Source organism: Pseudomonas sp. WS 5503, assembly GCF_012985385.1.
Classification (GTDB): domain Bacteria; phylum Pseudomonadota; class Gammaproteobacteria; order Pseudomonadales; family Pseudomonadaceae; genus Aquipseudomonas; species Aquipseudomonas paracarnis.
This window is the reverse complement of record NZ_JAAQWI010000010.1, coordinates 281,231-303,320: the sequence shown is the minus strand read 5'-3', so window position 1 is coordinate 303,320 and position 22,090 is coordinate 281,231. Positions and strand designations below refer to the sequence as shown.

The following is a 22,090-nucleotide window of genomic DNA, read 5'->3' as shown; positions in this document are numbered from 1 at the left end:
GTTTGGCCGTGAAGGTTGCTAATGGGTTCCTGCTCTTCCACCACAAGAGCGAGATATACAGCAACTGGTACCTGCGCCCGTTCACGGTCAAGGGGATTATCTTCAATTGCGTCGAACAGATGCTCATGTTCGCGAAGGCCCGCCTCTTTGGAGATGAAGTCCGCGCTGCGGAAATCATGGCTACCCATGATCCCGCTGAACAGAAAGCTATTGGGCGCAAGGTCGATGGTTTCGTCGAGGCTGTTTGGGTTGAGAGGCGGGAAGCAATCCTTCTACATGCTCTGTATGCCAAGTTCACTCAGCATGAGGATCTCAAACTTGAAATGATCAACACAGGTGATCTTGAGTTTGTTGAGGCAAGCGGGAGTGATGGGGTTTATGGCGTAAAACTCTGGGAGTCCAATCCACGCATCCTGGACCGGCGCAACTGGCGCGGCTCGAACATACTTGGGCTGGCGCTCAATAGCGTCAGGTCGAAAATAGTAGCCGAGATCAACGCGGGCCACCCCCATAGGCGGTATACATAAGCGCGGCCCTCAAATTGACATAAATCCTGCCGATACTTCTTCGTCTAGAAAGTAGAGCCGAACACAGCAGTCAATCATGATCAGATCCCAAGATAGAAAATCGTTGGCCTACCGCGAAGGCCAGCGGGCCAGGGTAGATGGCCTCAGCCTTCAGGAATCGGCGCTCAAAAACCTGAAGGCAGGCACCCGGCAGCATGCTGAGTACCTGGAGGGCTTCCATTCCGTCGCAGGTCCCCCGCATATTCTGCGATCAGCGTAAATTCGAGCCTGTCATTTTGGTTTGGCGCTGAGCGATGTCTAGCCTATAAATGGCCTCACATCGTGACAGAGATTCCCCATGAGATTGCCAGGCTCAATTCTGAAACAGTCCTACACCAGGGCCACAAAAGTTCAAGCCATCAAATTGGCAATGCCGGTATGAAGGTACTCGGCATTGAGCTAGTAGAGCCTCCACTTGAGCGAACAATCAGGGGAGCAAGGTGGTTGCTAACCACCCTCCTCGTTCTGGCAGCAATTACTGCTGTGATCGGTGGGAACATGCAGGATGTCCCTAAGGCGGGACTGCACTGGCTTCCTATGGTTGCACTTTGGACATGGGGTTGGGACCCTTTCAAACAGGGGCTTCCCGCCTGGATCCTTGGTGTATTGGCATGGATTGGCTCGACCCTTCTGACTGCGTTAGTCATTCTTGTTTTTGTGGGCTAAGCCAAGCGTGACCAATTCTCAGTCGAGAGCAATTATGTCCCGTAATATCATCCAATAGGCCGGGAATGCTGGCGATACGGTTAGCTGCGGACAATAATGAGTTCCCGGATCTCTTTTAGGAGTGAGCGCATGGTTGTAAGCGGATTAGTATTCGGCCTGGGCTTCTCAGCTGTTGTAGGCGCTGCAATGGTGGTTTTTGTGGTGTACGTGTTACCCCTCATGCTGAGCGATGAGCAACGCTACGGCATCGACGAGCACGGGATTGCCCAGACACCTGAGTACATGGCAAAGAAAAAGCGAATGGAGGCTTGGAACTATCAGGTGGAGAACTTTCCGCCTTACTGATGGGGCAGGTCAGACAGCAAAATTAGTTCACGTTTTGTGAAGAGATAGGAGATAACAAGGATCCTGTTGAGGCGGGCAACGAGCTTGAGAGCGTCAGCTTGGAGAGTGATGCACTCAAAGGGTTGTGGAAGTGTAGTGGGCACCCGTCTAGGTGCCCTAGCGGAAAGTCAGATGTACACCTGTTGAGCATTGCCGCGCGGCATGCGGTTGCGACCGGGCATCTGCGCCAGACGATTACCCCAGGATGCACGAGCGGTAAGTTTGGACGACGCGTGCTGTACCGATCGCTGAGGTTGAGTGACCAGCGGCTTTGGTTGTTGAGCTGGCGCGGACTGGCCCTCAGTCAGCTGTGTTGGTGCTGCCTTCTCCATCGAGCGCAGACACGTCTTGCACGAGACTTGCCCACGTTCTTGGGTGATGGCCAGGGTTGAACCGGTCCGGCCGCAGGAAGAGGTGCCAAGGTCTTGCGAGTAGTGAGTGACCACGTTTGAATCTCCAGTTGGTACAAGCGCCTTGCGTTGATTCACTGCCACCGGCGCTTTCGGATGGCAGCATTCGTTGAGGAGGCAATCCTCACATCAAAATTCGCGTGCCAGAACCTGCTGTGAAAACTTTTTGAGGCCTCCGCTTTGGCTAGCCAATGCTCAGGTGGCAGGGATAATGAATTCCCAACTGAGGAAGTGGATACTAGGCATGACACTGTTCAGCGAATACACCCAAGAGGAGCTTGAGTCGGAGTCTGAGGTTACACTGACCCTTGCAGAATTGAGGGCTCTGCAGCTTTCAAGCTCGGGGGACGTGTTCGCCCCCGCCAGCCAGCTAAGCACTAACCTTGAGAGCGCCGCGTCGAAGCTGGATATGGCTCTAGACCGGCACAGGGCTAACTTGGTGGCCGAGCGTACGTCGATTTCTAAGCGGGGCTAGTTGCCCACAAGAGTCTGGGAATTAGGACAGATCGGTTTCTTCCGTTCCACAACGATAGGGATGTTTATGGCAGTCTTTTTTGAGCGTTTAAAACGCAGCTTTAACGCAGTGCGCAGCAAGATACTCCTTCCAATCCGAGAGGACATCAGCTTCAACTTCGGATACCTGAAAAAGCATCTGGCCGACCGTGCCGGCTTCATGATCTTCTATTTCGCACTCGGGGGACTGCTCACGCTCATCACCCAGGCTGAAAGTTTGTCGGTGTTTGGGAACAAAGTTTTAGACGAGCAGATAGGCATCAGCACAATCACGCTGATGCTGGCTGGAAGCGCAATCCTGGCTTGCATCACATATTTGTTTTATAGCACTGAAGAGCCTCAAAATGGGGCTTTTCTATGGTGTCACGACGTATTGAGGCGAGTAGTCGACATTGGGGCTGACCTTTGCCTGATCTTCATAAGCATCACTGCAATTCCGTTCTTATTCTCAAGCGACCATCCTAGCCTGCTCACTATTCTGTTGGGGTACGGTAGCTTGCTGTTGGTTTTCGTTGTAATGACATATATCCCGACATTTGCGCTCAACACGCGGAGGAGAATGCGCTCAGTTACATTTGGAATCCTTAGTACGAGTGTGATTGTTGTGGTCTTAGTGTTCTTGTATGCGGCAGCAAGCTACAAGTAAATCTGTCAGTGCCAACGCCCCTGGCGAAGCTTGGGGCTTCTGGCACTAGCAGGCGCATTTACGATTGCATGGTCCTCATCAAACTCCGGAGCTGACCATGCACCTCTCACCCCCAGCCTTTACCTTCCTCAGCGCCTACCGCGGCGAGCACCATTACCAGCTGCAGCAGAGCAACGGTGCCAAGCACCGACTGTCTATCCGCCTCACACCTGAGCAGTACGACCCAAATGTCTACCATCAAGACCAGGCAGCCTTCGAGCGGCTGGTGAACGGCCAGGTCGGCCTGATCGCGTGCGGTGCCGACATCCTTACAGAGGAACTGGTTGCTCAATTCAACAAGCAGGCCTATCTGGATCACGAGTCGCAGTTGGCCAAAATGCTAGCCAATCCCAGGGCATACGGTGAAGTCGAACGCGTGCCCTTCCCGGTGTACGTATCAGGGCGCATTGATCCGGGTAACGGGGCGTGGGCGGCGGTTCAGGAGTTCGATGCCATTCGCGCTCTAGCTGGAATTCCACCGGAGCATTGCATTGACCCGAGGGCCAGTTTTAACGAGTAAATGGCAGCCTAGTTTGGGTGGTGGCACACCCAAGCCGGCTGGACAATGGGCACATCAACTTATGGTGGATGACCCAATGACCCGATCTCAACGCAGGCTCCCATGGCTAGACCTGGAAACCACAGGCTTTACTGAGCTCTTCGACCGTAGAGTTTACGAACACCGTATCCTCGAAATTGGGGCAGTGGTCACTGATGAACACTTCACTGTGCTGGCCAGTACCTCAATCGTGATCCAGCAACCCATGGTTCGCGTCCTCGAGCTAAGTGATGAGGCTGTCACTCGCATGCATACGAATAACGGACTCTTCGATGAGGTGGTCAAGTCTTTCACCACTCTCAAGGCCGCGGAACACCAACTGATTCAGTTCTACCGGCAGAACGGTGTTTCCAAGAAAGTCGAGCCGCTGTGTGGGAGTGGCATCCACTTCGATCGGATGTTCATCGAAGCCCAGATGCCGGAACTTCACGACTTCTTGTACTACCGAAATCTGGATATCTCCTCAGTGAAAGAATTCCTGAAAACGGTATCCCCCTCCTTCGAACCCTCGAAGCGCCAGCAGCATCGAGCCTTGCCCGACATTCTTGAGTCAGTGGCGGAGGCCAAAACGTACCGTGCACTGCTCGCGCCACTGCTCGAGCAAGATTAAAACAGCTGCTCATGACCTAGGGTTCTGGCACAGCCGTATGCCCCTTAGGATTGACACATTACAAGCACCCAGGCCATACCAATGACACGAGTCACCTCCCCTACTCAGCCATTCAGCTCAGCTGAAGCCACAATGCCTACACCGAAATTCCAGGTCGGCGATCTGGTCAGCCTTGATTTTCGACTGGAGGTCGACCGCCCCTATTTCTGGAAGCAAATTCTGAGGAATGAAATCCGCCAGATTCGTCGTTTCATGCCCCAAAGGCCTATGCACCCGCACAACAAGGCTCAGATCCGGGAGAAGATGGAAGGCGCTCGAAACGCTACAACAATTCAGATCGCCGGTATTCGCCCATGGGGCGGTCATAACGTTGGCAATGTAGCTGCTGAAGGATATTTGGCGGGCTGGCCGGGCGCTGCCAGTCCTCTTGAGTACCATTTCTACTTGGCCTTTCGCTGGACGAATGCTGAAGGCCACGCCGTCGCATACATCCCAACAATTGGTAATGCTCACAACAACATGCTGAGCCCGGTGAACCTGGCACCAATTGAATGACCCCAATCACTAAGTGAGGCCTGTACCCATGACTGCACAGATTCAACGACTGGCCGCCCGCGGTTTTGTGGAAGCAAACTTAAGCCAGCTGTCCGCCGATGTCCTCCATTGGAGAAAGCACGGAAAGCTACCACCGAGCAGCTTGATGAATGAGCTGGCCAGCATTTGCATGGCTTTCGCAGTCGAGGGTGATGAGTTCCAGGAAGCTGAGCGGATGATCATCCAGTTCGCACTTGGATATTCATCACGCAAAACGTCAGCACAAGGCGAGTCCGAGGTGACGACATCAGCACCCACTGCGCCTGAGGAGCTGAGCGAGGACGACGCTTACAAGAGCCTGCTTCCTAAGCTCCTGAGCCTAGCCGACATGATCGACGACATGTCGGATGAGGAATACCGTAGCTGGCTGAATGCCCTGCCTAAGGAGGAGTTTTTTGAGTTTATGGGATTGGACGGCAAGGATGAGTTCCGTGCAGCAGTGGCTGAGGCACGAGCCCTCTCACCCCGGTAGCACCCGAAGTAAGTCCCTGTAGGCTATTTGCTCTATCCCTCTCAACGCCTGATTACAAAAGGTCAGGCTTGAGGTCACACGAGCCTGCTGAATTTCGATGCCTACGTCCGGAATGGAATGCGCTCCCCCTGGGTTATTATCTGGAGCTCGCTGTCAGTGGGTGACTCCCCCAATGAGCTACGTTGAAAATGTCCTACCTCGCACTGATGAAATCAATTCGCTTCTTGCCGAGGTTCTCGCGGGGACCGATATAGACCTTAGTTCCATCATCACCACTCACCAGTGTCTCGTGGCCATAGATCAAGCGCGCCGGCCCTTCCCGGTTGACCCATCCCAGGTCGACACGGAGCAAAGTCGGATTAATGCTGCAATCCGCCTTGTTTGCTTGGTTGCTCTTACCAATGCGTCCGCACTGCCAGGCTTGGCCAACAAAGAAGCTGCTCGCCTCTTTCGCGACTTTGCAGATGGTGTTCCCGTTACAACTGATCGGTTGAAGCGTCACCAGGCGCTGGGCAGGCTTTCCGTTGTTCCCACGTAGTGCCGTGATATTGGGTCTCACTTAGCAGTGTCACCCGACCACTCCATTCCTACTTAAGGAATCCTATGACCGACAAGCCTAAAGTTTACGTCGAGCCTTTTTACATGCGCCGGCTTGGCCCGGAATTGTCCAAGATCCTTCGGGATCAATTGGATTATTTCGGACCTCGCCTGATTGTTGGTACTGATCGTGCGACCTTCACGCCTGGCTTCGCGTTTGAAGGCATGGTCAGCAATGCCTATCGAAAACGCTCGCTAACGAAGCTCAGTGATCAACCCAGCGGAGATATCTGGTTCTCTATTGCCATGGATACGACGCCAGATGTTTGGGCCGTAAAGTACATCCAGGGTGAAGGCTCCCTGGTACAAGTAGTCACGCCGGCGGCCGAACTGTGCTGGGTGCATGAAACGCGCGGACTCGCAGAAACGGTGATGCGACCACTGTTCATTGATTGGGTGTTACGCAAAGGGCTTACTCGAGAGTTCGGGGTTGGGTATGCTGACCACCTCGAAACCGATGAGGAATACCGCCGTTACAGCCGAGGCCTCATCCTTCTTTACCAGACGTTCGGCATTCGATCTCGTTGAGTGCCCCCGGTTAAACCCTATCAGGACTCAAATGTTCTCCGAACAACCTCAACAGCCAAGTGCAGCGACCAAGAAATCCATTTTTGCCAGCACTTGGTTCTTCATCCTGGCAACCGGCTGCGCGATTTGGGCTGGTTCTAAGAGCTCAGATTATTACTGGCAGCACTCTGAGATGAGTGCACGGCAGTACGCGATGGTTTGGGATGGATACCAAAGGCTTTCCCCTGAAGGTCAAACCAAGTTCGGCTCAGTGCTGCTCAAGGGCTTCCTGCTGAAGCCTGAACTCTCGGCGATCACCGATATCGCGCTGCAGGAGCGTGACTCTTTCTCCATCAGTGCAGGAGATACCGGAGAAGAAGCCGAATCTGTAACCCATCAGATCTATCGGTTTTATGCGGGAATTCCTACTGTGTCGATCGCAAAAGATAAGCTGCTGGCGTCACTAGCGGCGCAGGGATCTGCGAAGCCAGAATGAGACGTTCCATATGGCATTCGTAACTCTGAAACCAGCTTGTATCTCGTACTATCAGCCAATAACACCCTATCTGGGTCAACCCCCCTCCCTCACTCAAATCAAAACTCATTGAGAGCGAGGGGTGATGATTCGTATCAAGCCCACCATGGCTCCATGGGAACCGGTTCACCTTCCTCGATAGCTTCACTGTGCTGGGAGTTAAACGACCGATATCGCTCAAGATGCTCTTGGCAGAAAGCTTCTAGCTCTGCTTTGGGCAGTCGAGGTGAGTAGACCAGGTCTGTAGACCCATCGAGTTCGGCAATGATCGCCGTACCGTCCCCGAAGTCATGGACTGAAGACCCTACGTAATCCATGGCGCGAGTTGCAGCCGTATCGGAGAAGTCTACCAAAATTACTGCTTGCTCGATTGGCGCGGCCGGCAGGTGAACTTGACCATCCTTTTCATAAGCTGGGGCTGCTACGGTGACCATGCTGCCTGCAACGATGACCTGATCACCCTCGACCAGGCTGAACACATCGACTTGATGAAAGCGGTCCCATATGAATTGACTGACTTGCATGGGTGACTCCTGCAATTGAAGAAGACCTCCAACATAAAGCACAGCAGCAGTACAGCAACCCAAAACCCTGTTACCGAATATCGATACATTCAGCGTCCTCCCTGACTGCCCCAGTTTCGTCATTTCAAAAGCGGGCATGTAATAGGGGGTGGGGCTTTGGCGGCCAGCTTAACTACCTGCCATGGGCTTCTGGCACTGGCAAAGTTACCGCAGCATAAGCATATTCGCATAAGGACATAATTATGGACCTCATCACTGCCCGCCCTGTACTTAACAACGTCGACGTCTTCGTTAAGGGGGTCATGCTCACCTTCCCCTCCCAATTCACGTGCCGTATGGACGTTCTGCAGGCTGTCTTTCTGGAGCCTTGTGACGCCCAGCTAGAGGCAGGAAACCTTGACCTCAGCTGCTTCGGTGATCTGCGTACAGAAATGAACTACAGCGATCTGGAAGGACATCGCAGCGACAGTGATATCGTGGAAGCCAACAGTGGTGGTCCTAGCGCAATTTTCCACGCCGGCCGACTAATAAACTACACACGTCTGAGGCAGGACCGAGAACTGGTTGCTCAGTACATCGACGTCCTGGCTATTGAGCATACCCGTGGTGAGAGATTTCCTACATCCAGCAAGCTAACGCAGAGGTTCCGGGCAAATGGGTGCCTACTGGATAGGGTCGACATCAGCACCTTGGATTTGAACTGGGCACTCGCCGCTGAAGAGGTCGTGATAGCTGCTCTATCCGGTCTTGCCTACGAACTCGGGATGACTAGCCCCTTCTACAAAGAGGAGACAGCACCGCCCAAGCCGCTGGCCATATACCGCCACCTCAATGCCTACCTTGAGCAGCTCGATACCGTCACCGGTACCAAAGCGCGCGTTGCGGAAATGGAAATGCTTACAGGCGAGTTGATCGATGAGATCCTCGCCGAGGAACGGTGAGCCCTGATTAAGAGCCTCACCTTGGATTCAATCCACGCCTACGGGTAAAATCAGGTGTCACACGGGCCGAAATGGCCAGTTACGGAGTAACGAAATTGGCTCTCGAATATTGGTTTGAAACCACCCCGCTGCGGGACAGAATTTGGGTCCAATGCAGCGATGCCAGCACTGTCGGACGGTTCAGTGAGAGAGGTATCGACCTTCACAACACTATTACCGAACAGCTTGCTGGCTCGCCAGAGTGCAGGCTCTGTACCCACGGTTCGACCACCGTAGCTGACTGGGCCCTTTTCCGCGAGAAGGTACTTGAGTGGTGGGGGCTGGCCATACCCGCCGACGCTATCTCTCCGGAATATTTGAAGCCTGAGACGTCGCCTGCACTTTGAGTGGAACTGCAATTCCTCTCTAACATTCATTCCTCGCCTGGTTCTGGCACACGGTTAAGCCAAGCATCCTGGGATCCTCAAAATCAGGAGGTGCCAAATGTCAGAACCAACGCCAGAAGCAACAACAGTGATGATGGCCCACGCTCTCATCAACACCCTCAAGATCGCAGGCTGGACCCTTAAAGCAGTCTGCAACTACTCTCACGACCGCCACCCGGTTCAAACTGCAGAGGAACTTGAGCCACTGCTTGAATGTTTCGATGTCTGCATTCTCGAGTTCTCACACACCACCTCAAGCGAAATGCTGAACAGGGTGCGGTTCGACAATTTTGCTGAACCCAAAGATCAGGTCTATGGCTGGGCGGAAACCGGGGACCCTGGTTTTGCTTCCCTGCTTGAGGGTTTCGTCGCAGGTATCCCCGCCCTGTTGCTGCAACGGAAACCAGACATTGGACTGGATGCTTTGCAATTGTCGACGAAGTATTCAGCTGCAGGTGAGCATGGCCTGTATACGAAGGAAGACTGGAGATACGAGGTCTTGAATTGTGACACCTTGCAGGGCTACTGGAACTGGGTCGCTTCGAAAATTGAGTGTGCTCAATCCTAATTCAGCAACCACGTGCGGTAAGGCCCCCTGCATTTCGATCCGACCCTGAGATTCGTCGAGTTGAGGGTCTATCGGTCGCTCACTGAATTTCTGAGCGGGAGGGTTCAGGCCCCCTAATTTCGACGGAATATAGCTCATCAAATCAGGGAGCTATCGAAAAGCTGGGAAAAAGAGCATGAGCTTCAACCGGGAAAACATTTGTTGGCAGTCCAAAGATGGGAAATGGTCGCTGGCGTTCTATGAGTGCTGGCCAATCAACGATGATGACGATGACCACGATTCTGAATGGGACGTCGAGTACGGGGACCAGTTTGAGTGGGTCTCAACCGGTCACGCCACTGAGGAAGCCGCTCAAAATAGCTGGCATGGCGCGAATCCGGGTGGTGGCTCTGTCATGGAATGGGGCGACAGCAGTGCGAAGGCATGCGAGCAGCTGGATGTTAAAGCGCAGACCTTTCTGGCCAACCAAATGGAGCAGAACAAGCTGCAGAGAAATCGCGGCTGGTGAGGCTTCTGCCACATCCAATCCAGACGGACTATGGGTCATCAACTTCAACTGGTGACCCATATGCAACTCCAGAATCTCAAAGGCAACCTGCTCAGCCTCTACCTCGCTATTGCACTTGAGCCCTCGAAGAAAGGCCTTATTCGCGCCCCGTGGGATGATTGGCAGTGCGACATAATTTTCAATCGCCGCGAGTTTGGACCTTTCGATACCCCAAAAGCTGTCAGTAACCCTAACACCCTCCTCGCCATCATGCCCTTGGTAGCTCAGTGGCAGCTGTCTAGCCGTCCAATCGGCACTGGCAGTTGGTTGGTCGAGACACCTGACGGTCAATCTTACATGGGCTCCAGCCTCGTTCATGCTTACACCTTGGCGGTGATTGGCACCAGCTTGGGGCAGGATCTTCCGGACTGGTATGAGGACCCGAACCTCCACGTTTCCGTCTTCCTGCCACCGTTTAACGTTGAGTACGGCACAGAGGGTCCGAACGCCTCGACCCCTACAGTATTGACTTTCAAGTCCGACAGCCATGAGTGGGCTACCTATGATGAGGCGCTCGCTAAGGCCAAGGCAATGACTGCCGAAGCGCTAGCCTTCAATTACACATGCGATGGGCACTCGTGGGTTCAGGTGCAGCTTATGGATGGCACCGTGCACACTTTGTATCAAGGGGCCAGCACCCTTGGACTACCGGCCTGCACGCCCCCTTGAAGGCATTGCGGTACACTTCAACCAAGCTGGCGTCGGCAAGACCGTCGCCGGCACGACAAGATTGTGAGGATAAATCAGTGACTCAAACGCTCAAGGCACATCTCTTCAGCAACAAGGCGAACCTGTTTTCCAAGGGTGGCGCTGGTAAGTCATCGGTGGCCGGCATGGTCGCTGCGGAATTCGCCCGCCCGAAAGGGCAATGGAAGCAATACTGGACACGCCACCTGCTCAACCTGTCGCCAGCAAGCCGATTGCCACGTGGTTTCAATCCCAGGCTAGTGGACCAAGTTACGCTGCAAATCGATGCTGACCCTGCTCCTGAATCTAGCTGGATCGACCAGAACAAGTCTGCAATCAGCGAAGCGGTTCAAAAGCTCGCACCGGCCGAGCCTGTGAAGAAACCCACCCGCAAGAAAGCAAAGCCAGCTGAGTAACCAACCCAGTAATTGTGGGGGTGCCTGTCCTTTGAGATAGGCACCCAATTGACTCGCTTTAGCCGCTTCTGCCACACCCCGTAGGGGCTGATGATGACCTCATCGAAACCTAACGGAGAAACACCATGGCAGCGCTCTATGACTTTCGCTTTCTGATCCGAAAAGTCAGCTTCGTCGGGAACCTGGTCATCGCCGCCAGCGGCAGCGATTCAGTCCTCTTCGAGGAATGCAAACAAATGACCTACCGCGACGCCCAGACCCACCTGGCGCATCTGAGCAAAGGTCAGTCCCAAAGCCACTCGGCAATCCTCAGCCTCAAATACCGGGATGACAAAAAGCCCCGCGGCTGGAATGGCAACACTCAGAACAGAATTGACTACGAAGCAACAAGCGCAGCAGCTTGAGGCGTGATTTTAGGCACCTCGGTTTTCGCTGGGGGGCCTTCCCTATAAGGGATAATGTCCTTTCCGCAACTACTGGGGGCTTTCCCTGCTCACCGATGCCGCGCCTGGTCAGACGCCCAGTCACTGATACCCCAGCGGCTTTTGGCCCGCACACGCGCTGCGGAGAATGCAGCCGGACGAGAGTTCGAGGCCATAGATGTTCTGCCAGAAATGCTGCCTTTCAGCTGATCTTGCCCTTTACCACATCCAGTATAGGAGTCCGCCGTGACAACCTTCTCAGAGACTCAAGAGCATCGTCTCGCCATCGCCAACTCATTTCTAAACGCAATTGCCAGTCATGGCCGGCAGTTCTTCCTGCACAAAGCCAGCGGACGGATTGCAGAACTGAGCCTACACAACGAACGCGTACTGATCCTGGACGAGTACACCCAGAAAGTCGTTGATACGCACAGCGATGGAAGCTGGCCAGACTTCTGCCATGGGGGCGGATTGAGGGACTTCGTGCGGGCGATCCGTGACTTTGTTCTGTCGGGGGATCAGATCCGACATCAGTATTTTAAAACAGTCCCACCAGGTGAACGCGAGTTCAATTATTGGGGGTATGACAACGCTTCACTCGACCTAGTCCGAGAGGCTGGCCAACAGCTTGGAATTGTCACTGCAGGATCTGCCTGACCCGGTTCTGGCACGAGTCATCTCGGCATATTGTTTTCGAAGGGCTGACTTAACGATCAGCCACCCCATCCTTTAAAACCGAGTTGAGCCAATGACTTCAGCAACTACGTCCGTAGACAGCAACGACAGCGACCATTCACTGAATACACTCCAGGCCCTGAAGCTGCTGTGGCCTTCACTGAAGCAGACAGTGGAGCCTTTTCTCATTGCCTCACCGGAAGTCGATAAAAGCGCCGCCGAAAGCTTCCTCGCTATGCTGAACTCAACTCACATTGCGGAGCCCTCCAGCCCGTCCGCATGGGATATCGAGGGCTTCAATCACTGCATCAGTCAGGGTTCCAAGGCGATACGCCAGCTGCTGAATGATGGGCCCTCTGCAGGCGGATGTCAGTCCTTCAACGCGGAGCACTGCATTCAGATCGCAAATGAGTTAGTGCATCAGGTGGATATCAACCGAAAGGCATGCACCTCAGGTAATCGGGCTGGCGTTACTATCCGTCCCGTTCAGGACAGCTCGAATTCAACTGAGCAGGGCCGCTCTGTCCCTGCTTACAAGTTCGATCGTCTGGTTCAGCATGCGAAAGCGCAGGATAAAACGATCGCCCGACTGCAGGCTGAGCTCAACTTATACCGCCTGTACCAGAGTGATGAGCCTTCCATCTGGGTCTGGCAGGGTGATGGTGAAGACCACCCCGAATCACTGGGCTGCCCAATTCTGATCCAGCCGGCCGACCTCAAGGCCATCATTGATGCCCCTTCAGACGAAGGCTTTGTGCTGCGAGCTGCAATGCACCAGGGCCGCCTTGGACGTGTGCCACTTAATTCGCGCTACTACCTGGCAGAGTGCGAGAAATGCGGGTGGCTTGGCAGTTCACAAGAGTGTACTTCCTCGCCATCTGCATCGGGAGACGATGGAATTCCATGCCCCTGCTGTTTCCGAGACGAGCTGAGCGAGATCGATACGGCACGGGCTCTGGAGCTTCTTCAACTTGTCGTTTTCGGTGCCAAATCGAGCATCGGGTGTCCTTCCTGATCCGTAGTCGTCATGAGCATGGAATTTTATCCGGAATTCCATAACATGGTTTTGGGTTGCAGAGAGGGCGCAACTCTTCAAAATGAGGCATCACTAGTTCATTGAGATCCTCACATGGAAAGCAACCCAACAATATTTGCAACGGCATCTGATATCACTGTCGATGCAAGCGAGCGTGGGTCGATAAGACTTTTGGCTCCGGGTTTTGCTGTTGAGATCGCAAGCGGCTATGGCAGCCTCAGCTACTCACTCCGCTCTCTGGACGAGGTAGATACCCGCCAAGGCTACGAGCAACCTCTCTCCTACGTGGTTGCCGACCACTCCACCTCGAAAACAGTCGCTCATTTCACTACCCGTGAAGAAGCAGACAAGCTGGTCGAAATGATATCTGCAGCTCGCGACCTGGGTGCAAAACGCAAAGCCGAGGACGAAGCCGAAGCTCGCAAAAAGCTGCACCCGTTCCGGAGAACCCTGTTCACTTTCGCTGAAATGTTAAGCGCAGCAGTGCTGATTGGCTTCATCGGCTCTGGTGCAGCAAACATCGGTTGGAACGTCGCTTCGCCCTTGGTCTCCCGAATCACTGGCGTTCCTACACCAGCCGAACAATATTCGATGGATCGAGCAGACACTCTCGACCAGATCAATGCTGTAGTTCATGCCGTGCCAATGATCATGAACCAGGTCAGAAACGCCAGGATCAGCGAACAGTTTCAAAACATGGTCGATTCTTCGAACGCCCAGGTCAGTCGTGAATTGATCGGCATGCAGATGTTGCCGTCCGCTGCGGCTGATCGAGAAACTCATGACCGCCAGCAGATGCTCGAACACATCCCTCCTTTCGCTCGTACGCCAGAGCAAGCGGCTGAGCTGGATGCTGCGCAACCTGCAACCGAGCAATAGGTTTGGGGGGCCGGCGATTCAGCCTCGCTGGCTTCTGGCACGACCGAATGACGTTGAACATAAGGTCTCACTGATTCAGGAGGCCCTATGAAGCCAATTCAACTGCTCGTTATGAAACTCTGCACTGGCCCCAAAGCGTTGATCATTGAGCTTCCTGCGGAGCAAGAAGCCTCGTGCCTTCAAGCAAGCTTCCTCACTGTCGCCCTGAACATCTTGGCCGAGACCGGGCAAGCAGTCGCTGTCGTTGAAAACGGTGAAATGCGCCACTGCGCCCTTCTCAGTCCAAAAAACAATCTTGTGTTGGACTCCACGGGGATTCGCCCGCTCGAGCAGTTCAACGAGTATTGGCAGCGTATGACTGTCGGCAAAGCGACCATTCAGCAAATGACCATTGCAGACCTTGTATCGCTTTGCCCTCCCGAATCTGGTTTTTTCGCCCGCGCGCTGTCGAGCTTCGAGAAGGTCGTCGTGAAGCACTTGCCAATTACGGCGCTGGCACCGGCGATCGTTGGCTATCAAGTTCACAGCCGTGACCAAGAGCATTGGGCTGATCGACCCAGCTTTGAGATCCTCTCAATGGAAATGGCTCATCAAGATTTGGTCGAGGCCCGGGGGTCGCAACCCGACGCGGGCTGGTTGATGGTAGCGATCCTTGATGGAGACATTGAGGCCCCAACTTTTGCCTGACATAACTGCTCGTTCGCGTTCCTCCCCTGATTAACTCCTTCAAGCACGATTCACCATATGCCACCTAAACAACCGACTGCCGATTCTGTGCCTCAAGCAGACGACATCAGCACTTTGATGTCCAGGTTTGGGCCAGACACATTCCAACGATCGGGATACTGGATCACAGGACGGCACCGACTTGCGTAGCTGAAGTGATCAATTTTTGGGGGTTCTGGCACACCATGACATGACTGAAGATGACTTATCACTCAACTACAGGAAGTCCACACATGGCTAACTCTCTCACCATCATCCTCACCGAATTCAAGACCCTCGGTACTACCGAGACCCACTGCGGCTACATGGCCATGGACGATGGAGTCGAAGCTTGCTGCCGGGTTTCCGATACGTGGGAAGGCTTCAAGAGCAACTACCCCACCCTTGAGTCACTGATTGATCAAGTGATGGGGGAGCAAGTCTTTGAGCACCTGCAGGTGTCGTACACGGTTCAGGGCCTGGATATCGAGGTAGATGGAAATCACGGAATGTGCGAGCTGAAAGGAATCAGTGTGGTGGGGGCCGAGTTTCTTTACGGCCCGAACGCTGCGCTGGCCGCCTGACCGCTTGAATTGAATGAGCCCTCCCAACGTGGAGGGCTTTTGCTTTCTCGAAGGAAAATTTCATATGTTGCCGCTTCTGGCACACCTTAGGTGACAGGAAAATGAGCCCATTCTGAAATTCAACGGAGGCTCATTTATGAAACCCACCTACACCTGGACTAATCAAGCTCTCGCGCTCCTCGGTACTGATACTGATCGCGCTGTAGCCGCAAAGCTTGGGATTACCATTGGTGTCGTCTCCAGCAAGCGTACTCGGCTCAACATCAAGCCATCCCGGTCCAAGGGTGCCCCGGAGCATGGGGCGCTTCCAGCCGCGCCTAAGGCTGCTCCCAAAGAACAATCTACACCCAAGGTCAAGTTCTGGACGGTTGATCGAATCAAACTCCTCGGCACTAAAAGTGACTATGAACTCGGCAGGATCTGGGGCGTGAGCAATAAGCGTGTCACTAAAAAACGGGCTCAGCTGCAAATCTCGGCTTTCAACACCCACGCCCGCATTGAGTGGACTGAAGACAAAATTAAGATGCTCGGCACCATGCCGGACAAGACGCTGGCCAAACTACTTGGGGTCAGCCGGAGCTGCGTAACCCTTCGTAGAAGTGAACTTAAAATCCCTGCCCTGGTAACTCAACAAGAAGTGGTATGGACTGAGGAAGGCCTCAGGTTGCTCGGGACGATGTCCGATAAAGACGTCTCTTCAGCGATAGGCATCTCGAGCAGCTCCGTTGCCTACAAGCGCCAGCAACTTCAGATCGGCGCTTTCGTTGGTGGTCGGGCCAGTAGCTGGACACCCGAACGTGATGCAATCCTCGGCACGATGACCGATCGGGAAGCTGCAGATCAACTGGGCGTAACCCTACAGACAGTAATGTTGCGGAGGAACGCATTGAGCATCGAAGCTCAGACCCCAAAACCTAGGCATCAGTGGACTGAAGCACAGGTGCAAAGACTAGGTACCGTTCGAGACTCCGTGCTGGCCACAGAGATTGGGGTTTCGCTCAACGTGATTGGCAACAAGCGCAATCAACTCGGCATTGAACGCTTTGCCGCTTGAGCCCCTCGACAATCTCAATAAGCTGCCCGCTGGCGCACCAAGGAAATGAAATGGCACCCTCGACCGAGGAACTCCTCAAGACTCTTCAGGAAATGCACCCGGAATTGAAGTGGGGCACTTACCCTCTCAGTGATTACGACATGTACGCAGAACTGGATGCGCCTGAAGTGCTCGTGTGCTTCGGCAGCGAAGACTTAGATCTGGAGTACGGACTGGTTGACCCCTGCTCGACCTTCACTGGAAAACGCTGCCTCCCGGCACACTGGGGGATCTCTGGCGAAGCCGCCGAAATGATCCAGGCCCACAACAAGGTGTTTGTTTCCAAATACCCGAACTTTGACGGACCAAGGGCCAGCGGCGAAATTCGCGAATCTTAATTTTCAAGAGCTTCTGCCACGCGCAACACACTATGACAATGATGACCATCAACTAAGAGGGCGCATCATGCGAAATCAACCAGATTCAGCACAAACACTGAGAGGGGCGAAGGATGTTGGATCACTTGCCCCCCTGGATCGCATCCGCTTGCGCGCTCAACTGGGGATGGCCGACGATGTCACTGCATCTAACATCCGTCGAGCCACAGCACTGCTGATTCAGCGCATTGCCGACTACTACACAGTCATCCAGTACACGGGCCCTTCCTACGTTTACGGTAGGGTCAATAGCGATTACCCCTCAGCTCTCAAGGCTACCGCCAGTCACAACTACATGGATGGCTCTTGGAGTTATCGAGAGATGACCCCTGCTCATCCGACCTGCACGAATGAGTCACTCTTCAATGAGGCTGGCTGGATGTGCATCGACACAGCATGCCGCCTGGCCGCCTGGGAGATGTCTGAAGAGGTACCAGAGGCTCGCCCGATCCTCGACCAAGCCCGATATGCGGTGAAATCCCTTTGCGAGGCACGTGAAGTCTCAGAATTGAACTGGCAATCATCGCGCCGGCGGTTGGGGACACCGGGCATTCAAAAGGTCATCAAGCGCATCACCGCAAAGCTCCGATTCGTCCGAATTGGCAAGGGTGCAGTCAGGCCGGTCGTCATCCCACAAGAGTTGATCTCAATGGTCAACTCTTACCGGAATATCACTGATTGGTCTGCTGAAGATCAACAAGTCGCACTCGCCGGGTAACGGCATTTTATTCACCCACTTAACGCAGGTATCAAACATGAGCAGGATTTGGACGGTAGTTCGTTTCCCAAATGGCAGCTGGAGCTATGGCGGGTCGCCAAGCGATCCTGACTATTCGGAGTGCGATATCTACTCAATTGAAGCTGTCAGCCCTGAGGCGGCAGTCAAGTCGGCTCAGTCAAAACGCTCTGCGAGCCTTCGCAAGGCAAAACGGCAGGCCGATAAGGATGCATCACCGCCGGCAGCACCTATCTGCTAATTCTGCGGGATTGTGGCACACAGAACATGGCCACAGAATTACTCCATCAAGCAATGACTTGGTAACAACTGAGGAGGCAGAGACCATGCTGAAGAGCGTCAAGAGAGTGTTGGCCAGGGCGTTAGACCGAGCAGGCCTTGCCGTGGCATCTGCGGAGCACGCGTATAGCCACTTCGGTGACGATTTCACACGCTGGACGGTGTGCACGCATTGGGCGGAAGGTTTCTTTGAAGGTCTGGCCATGGGAATGAAAGAAGTGCGCTCCCACCAGCCCTCCTTCAATCCCGATTACCAGCCAAGCGTACGATTCAAAGTGGCAGGCAACAATCTGCTGGTTGAAGTGGACTTGTCCACCGCCGACGGCACCGTTAAGCCGGTTCTGAGCACCCTGAGCTACGGCGAGGCAATGGCTGCCGCATCGGGACTGAAAACGCTGCGCGGTACCGGTGTATTTGCACTAAATGACGAACAAGCTGCCGCCTTCATTCGCTCCACAGAAGAGCTCAAGGCTGCCCGTATCTACGAACCACCAAGGTCGCAGAGCACTACTCGCCCGGCCACTCGATAACTGACACAGAGGAACACAATATGATCCAGGCACCAACCATCAACACTCAAGCGGCTCAAACCAACCTGACAGCCATCGCAGCCTGCATGGACGAAATGGCAATTCAGATGATTGAATCTGCCGACGTCCTGCGCACATCGGCAATAACCAGCGTCATCGGTAACTCGATTGCAGTGACCGTGAGCGGCATGAAGGATCGTGCACATCAGATCCAGGGTATGACTGCCGAATTCCGCCTCTCCGGTGACATGGCAGCTTTCGATGCAGCCTGCCAGCTGGCCGGCTGGCATCCAGATCCACAGGCACTCGAAAACCTTCATGGCGCTCATTGACTGTGTGGCGTGAGCCCGCGCAGTCCGTATTACTCGCTGCTAACCCGTGGGTGAAGGTATGCGCCCTGGCTTTGACTTGGCAATTTGGTGGGTTGGCCGCTTGAAACAAGCCTGCGAGAACCTGCTCGATTGCCAATATTAGAATTCAATTTCCGGTGGCATCGCCGCCATCTTTTAGATATACCTGTTCCTAACGCAGCCACCAGGATTGGCTGGGGGCATCCGCCTCCCGGCAAAAAAATGAGTAAAACCGGAATTCTCGACAGCAAGGACTTAGCTAGAGGGGTCGATATCGCTTCATCTCTGGACTTGAGATTCGAATCCAGGCGAGAGAGGCGAAAAGCGCGGATCCACCTGACCCTAATCATCGCAACAGCTGCAGTGACCGCAGTTAATCTGCTACCCGGGTTCCAGGCACCACTGATCTGGGCCGGCTGCGCAGTCTCAGCTTTACTCCTCGCTCGCAGACTCCCCACGGTACGATCCTCACTTCGCAGGACGGCGGCCACCAAAGAATCAGCTCTTCAGATCCAGTCTCTCCTGATTGAGTCTGGCCATGACCAGCAAGCTTTCGCATTCAAGGTCTCCAAGTTTCAACCCAAAATGCGTGTTCGGGTTGTTACGGTCACCAAGGACAACTGCTTATCACTACGTACCTACAGCGTGATGCCAGGCTCAACCGCAACGCTGGAAATTGAGAACCGCCAGGTCTACGTCAAGAGCTGGCTGGGTAAGACCTTTGGAGATAAGTGGACCCAGCTGGCACAGGACCGCGGTATCTCCACTCCGAGGGCTCGATCTCCTCAGCTCAGATTTAAAAACCACCCAGCAAACACCCCTGGAATGACTCATTAATCATGGACTAATGCTTCCTGAATTATTCCCACTAGGTGGTTCTGGCACATGCTGGGAGACCTGATGATGGCTCCATCAACTTACAGATGGAGTCATCACTTGAACCAGCTAATCAATCTCGCCACCCGCGAAGGCATAAGCTCTGCTGAGCTATTCGCTACCTTTGACTCCGACATCGCCGGCGAGACCTTCACCTTCGCGATTCATCGTCACCTCTCCTCCAGCACTCACATCAAGGTATCTGAGCTGCACACCGGTATGGGTGTTGCTGAGATCCCCTTTGAAGCCCTGGTACCTACAGAGTCGCCAGTCTTTGTGGACACTGAGCTTGCTTTGCAGGGCCAGAACGCCCTTGAGCAGCTCATCAGTAACCGTGGCGAGCAACTGGTCGCCAACGTTCTGATCAACAATCGGTTGGTTGCACAAGTGCTCAACGAGCGCGGGCAAATGCATTGAAGGCCACTCGACTGTGGGTACCTGAACCAGCGGACGCATGGATTGGCTACTGTCGGTATGAACCTAGTGCAGGCGGGTGCGTTACTCACTTATTTCGCTCCGCCGGGACAACAAGCCTTTGCGGCGTAACCCTGACTGAAGACACAGGGCAAAACTATGCCGTAGCCGGATCTGTCAGCTGTAAGCGCTGCACCAGGATCATGGTGAATGCGCTGAGCACGTCCAAAACATCCTGAAATTCGGGAACCTGTTTTGGCTGGCGTTTCGGCTCCATATCAATACTATTTAGCCACTAGGCATACGGAATAATCATATTTCGGGGTGCTGGTGGCACGCACAAACAAGCCTAAAACTGTGCGACATGAGCCGAACTCGACGGCATGAAAAGAGGAACACATGATGACCACACCCAAGCTAGCACCCTTCAATAGCCGCACAGCTGACAAGTTCGTTGTCCGCCTCCCTGACGGAATGCGTGAGCAGATTGCCGACATAGCCAAAGTACACCATCGAAGCATGAACTCCGAGATCATTGCCCGCCTGGAGACTAGTTTGGCGGAAGAATCCCAAGCAGCCGCAATTCAGGTTGATGCCTCCAGCCTGACTGCAGGCGAGAAGCAACTCATTAAGGCCTTCCGGAACATGCATGGCCCGCACCAGAAAGCCATTCTGGAATTGATGACCATCAAGCCGGCATTAACCGAAGTTTCCCAGTCGCGCGTTGCCTAACACCAACTCGCACAAAGCCCGGAAGAACCTCGTAAAACGAGCTAGCTCCGGGCTTTTTTATGTCTATCAATCGCCACCACCGACGTCCCGCTCAGAAATAAGGAGAAGGTATGGACCACGATTTAGAGCACTGTGACAGTTGCTGGACGGAACTCGAAGCTTCACAAATTGGACTGTGTGATAGCTGCCAAGGCGAAGAAGGAGTCATCGCTAAGGACGCAGGGCCCTCCGTAAACATCATCAAAGCGGCTTTTCGAGACGCCAGCTTTTTTTCCCGGCCAGACACCAGATTTTCCAAGAAAGCACACATCGTGCTGGATGGTTCAAATCCCGCCTGTGGGCTTCGAACAGTGCTTTGTGACACAGAGCCAGCAGTGGGAATTTCAAAGTTCCTCCGGTGCCAGCGAAAGGGTTGCTGTGAGCACTGGCCGACGGCGGTTCCGGAGGACAAGGAGTTCCATTAGGCAATTCACCTCAACGGCTTCTGCCACACGAAAGACCAGTTGACCATTGCTCCATTAACTAACTGGAGCAAGTCCTGATGAAAACAGCACAAGCCACCCCCCTAAACCTCAACCAGGCCTTTCATCTCTATAACGCTCAAGGCGTTGTCCGAAATGTGAGCGCTCGAGCTCGGGTCTGCATTCAGGGCCGATCGGAGCAATTTGTTAAGGTCATCCTTCTCGCTGATTACACAACCTCCTTTTGGGATCCTAAGCTCGCAAGCGCATATGCAGTTGCTGCAACGTTTGTCCTCGACGGGATTTCCGAGCGTTCCTATCAAAAGGCTGTAGACCATGCCATTCGGCAACACGGGCGAGGCCCAAACGGCCAAAGCCAACGCTCTGAGATGCAGGCGCTGTGTGACTTGATCGCAAGCGGGAGCGCGGTGTGCATCCAGAGGGATGTCGACCTGGTCACCACCCTGCAGCAATGCAATCTGCTTGTTCCTGCCATGGAGGCCACTTTGGCTGCTATCTCAGCCCAGACTATGTACGACGCCGATCGTACTGTTGCTGGGATCAAGGGTGAGTTCACTGCTGATCACGTATCGCAGCTGGTAAGCGTCACCATGGGTGAAGGCACCACTAACTTCTCCCGCGAGCGTCTCGAACAGGAGTCCGAAAGCGGCGAGCATCCCAACTGGCGGCTCGAACAGAACAAAGTGGCCGCATAGGACATACCAGGGGCCCGGC

At 54.0% G+C, this 22,090-nt stretch carries 31 protein-coding genes; 29 read left to right on the top strand and 2 right to left on the bottom strand.

Annotated elements, in window-relative coordinates:
* Window positions 1-8: 8 nt before the first annotated feature.
* From HBO10_RS24910 to HBO10_RS24875, 8 genes are all read left to right on the top strand, one after another.
* A complete protein-coding gene (locus HBO10_RS24910) occupies window positions 9-527 on the top strand; it encodes an NADAR family protein (RefSeq protein ID WP_011923119.1) in 519 nt (172 codons plus the stop codon).
* An 834-nt stretch (window positions 528-1,361) separates the two neighbouring features.
* A complete protein-coding gene (locus HBO10_RS24905; RefSeq protein WP_169922142.1) occupies window positions 1,362-1,577 on the top strand; it encodes a hypothetical protein in 216 nt (71 codons plus the stop codon).
* A gap of 660 nt (window positions 1,578-2,237) precedes the next feature.
* On the top strand, window positions 2,238-2,501 hold the full coding sequence (locus tag HBO10_RS24900; RefSeq protein ID WP_169922141.1) for a hypothetical protein: 264 nt from the start codon (window positions 2,238-2,240) through the stop codon (window positions 2,499-2,501).
* 66 nt (window positions 2,502-2,567) lie between these two features.
* Window positions 2,568-3,185 (top strand): hypothetical protein, encoded by a 618-nt coding sequence (locus HBO10_RS24895; protein ID WP_169922140.1) that lies wholly within the window; start codon window positions 2,568-2,570, stop codon window positions 3,183-3,185.
* Window positions 3,186-3,282: 97 nt separating this feature from the next.
* On the top strand, window positions 3,283-3,744 hold the full coding sequence (locus HBO10_RS24890; protein ID WP_169922139.1) for a hypothetical protein: 462 nt from the start codon (window positions 3,283-3,285) through the stop codon (window positions 3,742-3,744).
* Between the two features lie 76 nt (window positions 3,745-3,820).
* Window positions 3,821-4,393, top strand: a complete 573-nt coding sequence (orn, locus tag HBO10_RS24885; protein ID WP_169922138.1) for an oligoribonuclease — start codon at window positions 3,821-3,823, stop codon at window positions 4,391-4,393.
* Window positions 4,394-4,525: 132 nt separating this feature from the next.
* On the top strand, window positions 4,526-4,948 hold the full coding sequence (locus tag HBO10_RS24880; protein ID WP_169922137.1) for a hypothetical protein: 423 nt from the start codon (window positions 4,526-4,528) through the stop codon (window positions 4,946-4,948).
* A 28-nt stretch (window positions 4,949-4,976) separates the two neighbouring features.
* Window positions 4,977-5,459, top strand: a complete 483-nt coding sequence (locus HBO10_RS24875; RefSeq protein WP_169922136.1) for a hypothetical protein — start codon at window positions 4,977-4,979, stop codon at window positions 5,457-5,459.
* A 193-nt stretch (window positions 5,460-5,652) separates the two neighbouring features.
* Here HBO10_RS24875 and HBO10_RS24870 read toward each other — a convergent pair whose 3' ends face one another.
* On the bottom strand, window positions 5,653-6,018 hold the full coding sequence (locus tag HBO10_RS24870) for a hypothetical protein (RefSeq protein WP_169922135.1): 366 nt from the start codon (window positions 6,016-6,018) through the stop codon (window positions 5,653-5,655).
* 44 nt (window positions 6,019-6,062) lie between these two features.
* Here HBO10_RS24870 and HBO10_RS24865 point away from each other — a divergent pair, with 44 nt between their 5' ends.
* Both HBO10_RS24865 and HBO10_RS24860 read left to right on the top strand, forming a co-directional pair.
* Window positions 6,063-6,584 (top strand): hypothetical protein, encoded by a 522-nt coding sequence (locus tag HBO10_RS24865; protein ID WP_078465992.1) that lies wholly within the window; start codon window positions 6,063-6,065, stop codon window positions 6,582-6,584.
* A 31-nt stretch (window positions 6,585-6,615) separates the two neighbouring features.
* Complete coding sequence (locus tag HBO10_RS24860; RefSeq protein ID WP_169922134.1) at window positions 6,616-7,059, top strand: hypothetical protein; 444 nt, start codon at window positions 6,616-6,618, stop codon at window positions 7,057-7,059.
* A gap of 134 nt (window positions 7,060-7,193) precedes the next feature.
* On the opposite strand, the gene HBO10_RS24855 is transcribed toward HBO10_RS24860, so the two are convergent.
* Complete coding sequence (locus HBO10_RS24855) at window positions 7,194-7,622, bottom strand: hypothetical protein (RefSeq protein WP_169922133.1); 429 nt, start codon at window positions 7,620-7,622, stop codon at window positions 7,194-7,196.
* 242 nt (window positions 7,623-7,864) lie between these two features.
* Between HBO10_RS24855 and HBO10_RS24850 the strand changes: the two genes are divergently transcribed.
* From HBO10_RS24850 to HBO10_RS24760, 19 genes are all read left to right on the top strand, one after another.
* Entirely contained in the window at window positions 7,865-8,563 is a 699-nt protein-coding gene (locus HBO10_RS24850) for a hypothetical protein (protein WP_169922132.1), read from the top strand.
* 483 nt (window positions 8,564-9,046) lie between these two features.
* Window positions 9,047-9,556, top strand: a complete 510-nt coding sequence (locus HBO10_RS24845) for a hypothetical protein (RefSeq protein ID WP_169922131.1) — start codon at window positions 9,047-9,049, stop codon at window positions 9,554-9,556.
* Between the two features lie 175 nt (window positions 9,557-9,731).
* Window positions 9,732-10,064, top strand: coding sequence for a hypothetical protein (locus HBO10_RS24840; RefSeq protein ID WP_169922130.1), 333 nt, complete (start codon window positions 9,732-9,734; stop codon window positions 10,062-10,064).
* 30 nt (window positions 10,065-10,094) lie between these two features.
* Entirely contained in the window at window positions 10,095-10,772 is a 678-nt protein-coding gene (locus HBO10_RS24835) for a hypothetical protein (protein WP_169922129.1), read from the top strand.
* Window positions 10,773-10,849: 77 nt separating this feature from the next.
* Window positions 10,850-11,206: a hypothetical protein gene (locus tag HBO10_RS24830; protein ID WP_078465983.1), complete on the top strand. Its 357-nt coding sequence runs from the start codon at window positions 10,850-10,852 to the stop codon at window positions 11,204-11,206.
* Window positions 11,207-11,331: 125 nt separating this feature from the next.
* Window positions 11,332-11,610, top strand: coding sequence for a hypothetical protein (locus HBO10_RS24825; RefSeq protein ID WP_078465982.1), 279 nt, complete (start codon window positions 11,332-11,334; stop codon window positions 11,608-11,610).
* A gap of 264 nt (window positions 11,611-11,874) precedes the next feature.
* The gene (locus HBO10_RS24820; protein WP_169922128.1) at window positions 11,875-12,285 is read left to right on the top strand and encodes a hypothetical protein; all 411 of its coding nucleotides are present in this window, start codon (window positions 11,875-11,877) and stop codon (window positions 12,283-12,285) included.
* 91 nt (window positions 12,286-12,376) lie between these two features.
* Entirely contained in the window at window positions 12,377-13,318 is a 942-nt protein-coding gene (locus HBO10_RS24815) for a hypothetical protein (RefSeq protein WP_169922127.1), read from the top strand.
* Window positions 13,319-13,432: 114 nt separating this feature from the next.
* Complete coding sequence (locus tag HBO10_RS24810; protein ID WP_169922126.1) at window positions 13,433-14,218, top strand: hypothetical protein; 786 nt, start codon at window positions 13,433-13,435, stop codon at window positions 14,216-14,218.
* An 87-nt stretch (window positions 14,219-14,305) separates the two neighbouring features.
* Entirely contained in the window at window positions 14,306-14,905 is a 600-nt protein-coding gene (locus HBO10_RS24805) for a hypothetical protein (protein ID WP_078465978.1), read from the top strand.
* Window positions 14,906-15,177: 272 nt separating this feature from the next.
* Window positions 15,178-15,507, top strand: coding sequence for a hypothetical protein (locus tag HBO10_RS24800; RefSeq protein ID WP_078465977.1), 330 nt, complete (start codon window positions 15,178-15,180; stop codon window positions 15,505-15,507).
* 136 nt (window positions 15,508-15,643) lie between these two features.
* Window positions 15,644-16,561 carry a hypothetical protein gene (locus HBO10_RS24795; RefSeq protein WP_011923144.1) on the top strand — a complete coding sequence of 306 codons (918 nt, stop codon included), beginning with the start codon at window positions 15,644-15,646 and terminating at the stop codon, window positions 16,559-16,561.
* Between the two features lie 50 nt (window positions 16,562-16,611).
* Window positions 16,612-16,938: a hypothetical protein gene (locus HBO10_RS24790; protein WP_011923145.1), complete on the top strand. Its 327-nt coding sequence runs from the start codon at window positions 16,612-16,614 to the stop codon at window positions 16,936-16,938.
* A gap of 67 nt (window positions 16,939-17,005) precedes the next feature.
* Window positions 17,006-17,695, top strand: a complete 690-nt coding sequence (locus tag HBO10_RS24785) for a hypothetical protein (protein WP_011923146.1) — start codon at window positions 17,006-17,008, stop codon at window positions 17,693-17,695.
* A 344-nt stretch (window positions 17,696-18,039) separates the two neighbouring features.
* Window positions 18,040-18,522, top strand: a complete 483-nt coding sequence (locus HBO10_RS24780) for a hypothetical protein (protein ID WP_116827199.1) — start codon at window positions 18,040-18,042, stop codon at window positions 18,520-18,522.
* Between the two features lie 20 nt (window positions 18,523-18,542).
* Window positions 18,543-18,854 (top strand): hypothetical protein, encoded by a 312-nt coding sequence (locus tag HBO10_RS24775; protein ID WP_011923148.1) that lies wholly within the window; start codon window positions 18,543-18,545, stop codon window positions 18,852-18,854.
* A gap of 954 nt (window positions 18,855-19,808) precedes the next feature.
* On the top strand, window positions 19,809-20,165 hold the full coding sequence (locus HBO10_RS24770) for a hypothetical protein (RefSeq protein ID WP_078465972.1): 357 nt from the start codon (window positions 19,809-19,811) through the stop codon (window positions 20,163-20,165).
* Window positions 20,166-20,561: 396 nt separating this feature from the next.
* The gene (locus tag HBO10_RS24765; protein ID WP_011923151.1) at window positions 20,562-20,894 is read left to right on the top strand and encodes an Arc family DNA-binding protein; all 333 of its coding nucleotides are present in this window, start codon (window positions 20,562-20,564) and stop codon (window positions 20,892-20,894) included.
* A 541-nt stretch (window positions 20,895-21,435) separates the two neighbouring features.
* Window positions 21,436-22,071 carry a hypothetical protein gene (locus HBO10_RS24760; RefSeq protein ID WP_169904093.1) on the top strand — a complete coding sequence of 212 codons (636 nt, stop codon included), beginning with the start codon at window positions 21,436-21,438 and terminating at the stop codon, window positions 22,069-22,071.
* Window positions 22,072-22,090 lie beyond the last annotated feature (19 nt).

What these genes read in the sequence shown, in the direction of transcription:
- HBO10_RS24905 (WP_169922142.1), top strand. Translation starts at nt 1,362, where the DNA reads ATGGTTGTAAGCGGATTAGTATTCGGCCTGGGCTTCTCAGCTGTTGTA.
- HBO10_RS24900 (WP_169922141.1), top strand. Translation starts at nt 2,238, where the DNA reads ATGAATTCCCAACTGAGGAAGTGGATACTAGGCATGACACTGTTCAGC.
- HBO10_RS24895 (WP_169922140.1), top strand. Translation starts at nt 2,568, where the DNA reads ATGGCAGTCTTTTTTGAGCGTTTAAAACGCAGCTTTAACGCAGTGCGC.
- HBO10_RS24890 (WP_169922139.1), top strand. Translation starts at nt 3,283, where the DNA reads ATGCACCTCTCACCCCCAGCCTTTACCTTCCTCAGCGCCTACCGCGGC.
- orn (WP_169922138.1), top strand. Translation starts at nt 3,821, where the DNA reads ATGACCCGATCTCAACGCAGGCTCCCATGGCTAGACCTGGAAACCACA.
- HBO10_RS24880 (WP_169922137.1), top strand. Translation starts at nt 4,526, where the DNA reads ATGCCTACACCGAAATTCCAGGTCGGCGATCTGGTCAGCCTTGATTTT.
- HBO10_RS24875 (WP_169922136.1), top strand. Translation starts at nt 4,977, where the DNA reads ATGACTGCACAGATTCAACGACTGGCCGCCCGCGGTTTTGTGGAAGCA.
- HBO10_RS24865 (WP_078465992.1), top strand. Translation starts at nt 6,063, where the DNA reads ATGACCGACAAGCCTAAAGTTTACGTCGAGCCTTTTTACATGCGCCGG.
- HBO10_RS24860 (WP_169922134.1), top strand. Translation starts at nt 6,616, where the DNA reads ATGTTCTCCGAACAACCTCAACAGCCAAGTGCAGCGACCAAGAAATCC.
- HBO10_RS24855 (WP_169922133.1), bottom strand. Translation starts at nt 7,622, where the DNA reads ATGCAAGTCAGTCAATTCATATGGGACCGCTTTCATCAAGTCGATGTG.
- HBO10_RS24850 (WP_169922132.1), top strand. Translation starts at nt 7,865, where the DNA reads ATGGACCTCATCACTGCCCGCCCTGTACTTAACAACGTCGACGTCTTC.
- HBO10_RS24845 (WP_169922131.1), top strand. Translation starts at nt 9,047, where the DNA reads ATGTCAGAACCAACGCCAGAAGCAACAACAGTGATGATGGCCCACGCT.
- HBO10_RS24840 (WP_169922130.1), top strand. Translation starts at nt 9,732, where the DNA reads ATGAGCTTCAACCGGGAAAACATTTGTTGGCAGTCCAAAGATGGGAAA.
- HBO10_RS24835 (WP_169922129.1), top strand. Translation starts at nt 10,095, where the DNA reads ATGGGTCATCAACTTCAACTGGTGACCCATATGCAACTCCAGAATCTC.
- HBO10_RS24825 (WP_078465982.1), top strand. Translation starts at nt 11,332, where the DNA reads ATGGCAGCGCTCTATGACTTTCGCTTTCTGATCCGAAAAGTCAGCTTC.
- HBO10_RS24815 (WP_169922127.1), top strand. Translation starts at nt 12,377, where the DNA reads ATGACTTCAGCAACTACGTCCGTAGACAGCAACGACAGCGACCATTCA.
- HBO10_RS24810 (WP_169922126.1), top strand. Translation starts at nt 13,433, where the DNA reads ATGGAAAGCAACCCAACAATATTTGCAACGGCATCTGATATCACTGTC.
- HBO10_RS24805 (WP_078465978.1), top strand. Translation starts at nt 14,306, where the DNA reads ATGAAGCCAATTCAACTGCTCGTTATGAAACTCTGCACTGGCCCCAAA.
- HBO10_RS24800 (WP_078465977.1), top strand. Translation starts at nt 15,178, where the DNA reads ATGGCTAACTCTCTCACCATCATCCTCACCGAATTCAAGACCCTCGGT.
- HBO10_RS24795 (WP_011923144.1), top strand. Translation starts at nt 15,644, where the DNA reads ATGAAACCCACCTACACCTGGACTAATCAAGCTCTCGCGCTCCTCGGT.
- HBO10_RS24790 (WP_011923145.1), top strand. Translation starts at nt 16,612, where the DNA reads ATGGCACCCTCGACCGAGGAACTCCTCAAGACTCTTCAGGAAATGCAC.
- HBO10_RS24785 (WP_011923146.1), top strand. Translation starts at nt 17,006, where the DNA reads ATGCGAAATCAACCAGATTCAGCACAAACACTGAGAGGGGCGAAGGAT.
- HBO10_RS24780 (WP_116827199.1), top strand. Translation starts at nt 18,040, where the DNA reads ATGCTGAAGAGCGTCAAGAGAGTGTTGGCCAGGGCGTTAGACCGAGCA.
- HBO10_RS24775 (WP_011923148.1), top strand. Translation starts at nt 18,543, where the DNA reads ATGATCCAGGCACCAACCATCAACACTCAAGCGGCTCAAACCAACCTG.
- HBO10_RS24765 (WP_011923151.1), top strand. Translation starts at nt 20,562, where the DNA reads ATGATGACCACACCCAAGCTAGCACCCTTCAATAGCCGCACAGCTGAC.
- HBO10_RS24760 (WP_169904093.1), top strand. Translation starts at nt 21,436, where the DNA reads ATGAAAACAGCACAAGCCACCCCCCTAAACCTCAACCAGGCCTTTCAT.